Annotated in this window: 6 protein-coding genes; 1 reads left to right on the top strand and 5 read right to left on the bottom strand. The window is 66.3% G+C overall.

Annotation, left to right across the window (positions count from 1 at the left end; all coding sequences use genetic code 11):
- The coding region (locus AX685_RS22375) for a hypothetical protein (RefSeq protein ID WP_066486283.1) at nt 1-978 on the top strand (978 nt) is incomplete at its 5' end.
- A 75-nt stretch (nt 979-1053) separates the two neighbouring features.
- Here the strand turns inward: AX685_RS22375 and rplQ are convergent.
- The 5 genes from rplQ to AX685_RS05670 form a co-directional block, all read right to left on the bottom strand.
- A complete protein-coding gene (gene rplQ / locus AX685_RS05650; RefSeq protein ID WP_066486286.1) occupies nt 1054-1476 on the bottom strand; it encodes a 50S ribosomal protein L17 in 423 nt (140 codons plus the stop codon).
- Between the two features lie 236 nt (nt 1477-1712).
- The gene (locus AX685_RS05655; RefSeq protein WP_066486289.1) at nt 1713-2774 is read right to left on the bottom strand and encodes a DNA-directed RNA polymerase subunit alpha; all 1062 of its coding nucleotides are present in this window, start codon (nt 2772-2774) and stop codon (nt 1713-1715) included.
- Nucleotides 2775-2865: 91 nt separating this feature from the next.
- Entirely contained in the window at nt 2866-3255 is a 390-nt protein-coding gene (rpsK, locus tag AX685_RS05660) for a 30S ribosomal protein S11 (RefSeq protein ID WP_066486290.1), read from the bottom strand.
- Between the two features lie 104 nt (nt 3256-3359).
- Nucleotides 3360-3728, bottom strand: a complete 369-nt coding sequence (rpsM, locus tag AX685_RS05665) for a 30S ribosomal protein S13 (RefSeq protein WP_066486292.1) — start codon at nt 3726-3728, stop codon at nt 3360-3362.
- Between the two features lie 252 nt (nt 3729-3980).
- The gene (locus AX685_RS05670) at nt 3981-4214 is read right to left on the bottom strand and encodes a hypothetical protein (protein ID WP_066486294.1); all 234 of its coding nucleotides are present in this window, start codon (nt 4212-4214) and stop codon (nt 3981-3983) included.
- Between the last annotated feature and the right edge of the window lie 280 nt (nt 4215-4494).

The following is a 4494-nucleotide window of genomic DNA, read 5'->3' on the forward strand; positions in this document are numbered from 1 at the left end:
GACCTGCCGGTACCGGCGGACAAGGGCTGGAAACATGCGCAAAGCGGCGTGATCCTGCGCGCGCAGCTGGCCGGGATGACGCGCATCGGACTGAGCGATGCGACAAACGGCGAGTTCGACGTTACCGCTCAGTTCGCTACCCCCGACAAGGCCACGTTCGCGACGATCTATTTGTTCCAGCCGGCGGTGCAGAGCGTGCCGATGTGGTTCGATCGCGCGCGCACGGCGCTGGAGGAACGCGACATCTTTCGCAATGCCGCGCCCGCGACGATCGATCCCGTCGCTTTCGCCGCTCCGGGCGCGACCACGGCCTCTTCGCTGCGGCAGGTATATGCCCTCGCCAGCGGTCGTCCGCGCAGCACCGCGTTGGCCGTCATCCCTGTCGGCCAGTGGCTGGTGGCGATTCGGCTGACGTCCGACACGCTGGTCGCGGAACAGCTCGACGCCACGCTGTCGACGCTGATCACGGCGATCGCCTGGCCCGCCGCCAGCGGCGCCGCGGTGCCTGCTGCGGTACCGATCGCGCCCTGCTCGACGCCGCTTGCCTATGGCAAGGCGAAGGTCGTCAAGACGCAGGGCGCGGATGCTCTCGTCTCCCTGTTGCTGACCGCCGGGCTCGCCACCGCCGAAGCCCGGAAGAAGCCGGACACGCCCGCAGACGCGCCGCCCGTCTGGTGCCGCGGCGACGTGGCCGGCGCCAGATACGCAGCCTATCGCTCCAGCGACGATGCCGCGTCCTACGTGATGGCGCTGGGGGATGCCGGCCGCGTTATTACGGTGGCACCATCGCTGATGGGACAGGTGGACAAGAAGGGTATCTATACAGTGACGTTGAAGGACGTTGACGGCAACACCGCCATCTTCGCCACGTTCAGTGCGCTACCGGCGCCGGACCAGGTGCTGAAGGCGGTAATGAACGGCAAGCCAGCGGGGCGCGCCAAGGCGGGCAACATCACGCTCGACTCTGGCGCCTTCTAGCAGTCGGGATCAACGAAAAGGGGCCGCGCCATCGCTGGCGCGGCCCCTTCGGCTCTCGATCCGACGAGGCGCCGATCAGGCGGCTTCGTCGAAATCCTCGTCGGTCATCACCGGACCCGAATCCTGGCCCTTGGCCGAGGTATCGCGGTCGACGAATTCGATGATCGCCATCGGCGAGGCGTCCGACGCGCGGATGCCGGCCTTGATGATGCGGGTGTAGCCGCCGTTGCGCGAGGCGTAGCGGGTCGCCAGCACGTCGAACAGCTTCACCAGCTGCGCGTCGTCGAGCAGGCGGGCATGCGCGAGACGGCGGTTCGACAGGCCACCCTTCTTGCCCAGCGTCACCAGCTTTTCGATATACGGACGCAGTTCCTTCGCCTTGGCGAGGGTGGTGGTGATCTGCTCATGCTTGATGAGCGCGGCCGACATGTTGCGGAACAGCGCGGCGCGATGAGCCGAGGTACGCTGCAGCTTACGACCGCCAACCTTGTGACGCATGGTTCAATCCTTCTCGTTCGTCAGGGGGCCGTATGAGGTACCCCGGGCCTGGTGGGGACGTGGGAGCCCACCGGATCACGTCGCCCCAGCGAAGGCTGGGGCCTCCCAATAAGTAGCAGAATCTCGTCGGCCAGGTGGCGACGCGGCGGCGCCGCGTCGTTGATCGGGGCAGCTTGCCGCCCCCACCGGCCGGGCTGTCGCCGTCTCGCGGATAGCGTGCGCTATCCGCGTGCGGCTCAGCCCATGATTTCCTGCTCGAGCTTCTTGGCGACTTCCTCGATGTTCTCGGGCGGCCAGCCGGGGATTTCCATGCCCAGCCGCAGCCCCATCGAGGACAGCACTTCCTTGATCTCGTTGAGCGACTTGCGGCCGAAGTTCGGCGTGCGCAGCATCTCGGCCTCGGTCTTGCCGACCAGATCGCCGATATAGATGATGTTGTCGTTCTTGAGGCAGTTGGCCGACCGCACCGACAGTTCCAGCTCGTCCACCTTCTTGAGGAGGTAGCGGTTGATCTGTGCGGTGTCGCCCGGCGTCTCGCCCGTCGCGGCCGGGGCGGCGACGCCGACCGGTGCGCTGCGGGTGACCGCCGAATCGTCGAAGTGCACGAACAGCGCCAGCTGGTCCTGAAGGATTCGGCCGGCATAGCCCACCGCGTCCTCCGGGGTGACGGTGCCGTCGGTTTCGATCGTCAGCGTCAGCTTGTCGTAGTCGAGGTCCTGACCGACGCGGGTCGGATCGACCTTGTACGACACCTGCCGCACCGGCGAGTAGAGCGCGTCGACGGGGATCAGCCCGATCGGCGCGTCGACCGGACGGTTGCCGACCGCCGCGACATAGCCCTTACCGACATCCGCGGTGAGTTCCATGTTGAGCGTCGCGCCCTCGTCGAGGTGGCAGATGACCAGCTCGGGGTTCATCACCTCGATGTCGCCCGACACCGCGATGTCGCCCGCCTTCACCTCGCCGGGGCCGGTGGCCGACAGCTGGAGGCGCTTCGGACCTTCGCCCTGCATCTTGAGCGCGATCTGCTTCACGTTCAGCACGATGTCGGTCACGTCCTCGCGGACGCCGGCCAGCGAGCTGAACTCGTGCAGCACGTTCTCGATCTTGATCGAGGTCACCGCCGCGCCCTGAAGCGAGGACAGCAGCACGCGGCGCAGCGCGTTGCCGAGCGTCAGGCCGAAGCCGCGCTCCAGCGGTTCGGCAACGAAGGTCGCCTTGCGCTTGCCGTCACCGCTCTTCTTTTCGAGCTGATTGGGCTTCTTCAGTTCTTGCCAGTTCTTTGCGTTGACAGACAAGCTCTCGTCCCCTGGGGTTGGGCCGACGGTTGCGGGCGTCGGCCGGGTAATGGACGCAGCCGCTCGTCAGCGGCCACGCGAAGAAGAACGATCAGACGCGGCGGCGCTTCGACGGACGCACGCCATTGTGCGGGATCGAGGTCACGTCACGGATCGACGTGATCTGGAAACCGACCGCCTGCAGCGCGCGCAGCGCCGATTCGCGGCCCGAGCCCGGACCCTTCACCTCGACCTCGAGCGTGCGGACGCCGTGCTCGGCGGCCTTCTTGCCCGCGTCCTCGGCAGCGACCTGCGCGGCATAGGGGGTCGACTTGCGGCTGCCCTTGAAGCCCATCATGCCGGCCGAAGACCAGCTGATGGCATTGCCCTGCGCATCGGTGATGGTGATCATGGTGTTGTTGAAGCTGGCGTTCACGTGTGCGACGCCCGCGGTGATGTTCTTGCGTTCGCGCCGACGAAGGCGCTGCGGTGCCTGTGCCATATGGTGTTCCTGACCTTAATTTCCAATACGGAGGCCGGGAGGCTGCCTGCCTCTGACCTGCCTCCGGCGGAGAAAAAGTGGAAAATCGTCCCCCGGACGATTTCTTACTTCTTCTTGCCCGCGATCGGCTTCGCCTTGCCCTTGCGGGTGCGCGCGTTGGTGTGCGTGCGCTGGCCGCGGACCGGCAGGCCCTTGCGGTGGCGCAGGCCGCGATAGCAGGCCAGGTCCATCAGACGCTTGATGTTCATCGCGGTCTGGCGACGCAGGTCGCCTTCCACGGTGTAGTCGGCGTCGATCGCCTCACGGATCTGCAGCACTTCCTGATCGCTCAGGTCCTGCACGCGGCGCTCCGCCGCGATGTCCAGCTTGGCGGTGATTTCCTTCGCCTTGGCCGGACCGATGCCGTGGATATAGGTCAGCGCGATCACCACGCGCTTGTTGGTCGGGATGTTGACACCCGCGATACGTGCCATGAATTTGTTCTCCTGTGCTCCACAGGATGCGGCATGGCTGCCACGCACCCCATCTCGTCGCATTGCGTTTCCGCGCCCTCGCCCGATTCGCCCCTGCGAAACGCAGGAAACGCGGCGCCCGCACAATTGCGTCGCCGGGAAACGAGAGGTTGGAAGTCGGGGCGGATAAGGGCGCGCGAACGCGCTGTCAAGCAACGGGTTCCACCCATGAGTCACGCCTGATCGATCAGGCGACCGGTTCCGCCCGATCGATCAGGCGCCGGGCGACACCCGATGCCGCAACCCCACCCATTTCCTGAGCGCGACGACGAACCACGCCAGTTCCACCAGTCCGAACGGCCACGCCCCCTGGAGGAACCCATAGGCCGATCCCATCAGACAGCCGATCGCGAACAGCAGCGTCCAGAACGGCGCGCGGTCCTCCATCATATAGCACAGCAGCATGAAGCTGACGGCGAACAGCCCGAAGGCGGTCACGGCGTCCATCACGATTCTCCCGGTAACGCTGCCGCCATAAACGAAAAGCCGGCGGAGGGGATGCCCTCCGCCGGCTCTCTCCCACCGGCCCGGCACCACCGGGAGTGCAGGTGACGGGCGGGGTGACGCAATCGCCTTGCGTATGCACCTTCTAACCGCGCGGGACGCACCGCGGCGTGGCGCGAACATGAACTTTCGGTCATGTTGGCCGCCGGGCCAGCCCCGCGTCGAGCCAGGAAGATATCAAGCGACCATGACCTACCCCGCCCCCCGCCGCGATGCTGGCCGA

It is taken from the genome of Sphingomonas sp. CCH9-F2 (assembly GCF_001556735.1).
GTDB lineage: Bacteria > Pseudomonadota > Alphaproteobacteria > Sphingomonadales > Sphingomonadaceae > Sphingomonas > Sphingomonas ginsenosidimutans.

What these genes read in the sequence shown, in the direction of transcription:
- rpsM (WP_066486292.1), bottom strand. Translation starts at nt 3,728, where the DNA reads ATGGCACGTATCGCGGGTGTCAACATCCCGACCAACAAGCGCGTGGTG.
- rpsK (WP_066486290.1), bottom strand. Translation starts at nt 3,255, where the DNA reads ATGGCACAGGCACCGCAGCGCCTTCGTCGGCGCGAACGCAAGAACATC.
- rplQ (WP_066486286.1), bottom strand. Translation starts at nt 1,476, where the DNA reads ATGCGTCACAAGGTTGGCGGTCGTAAGCTGCAGCGTACCTCGGCTCAT.
- AX685_RS05670 (WP_066486294.1), bottom strand. Translation starts at nt 4,214, where the DNA reads ATGGACGCCGTGACCGCCTTCGGGCTGTTCGCCGTCAGCTTCATGCTG.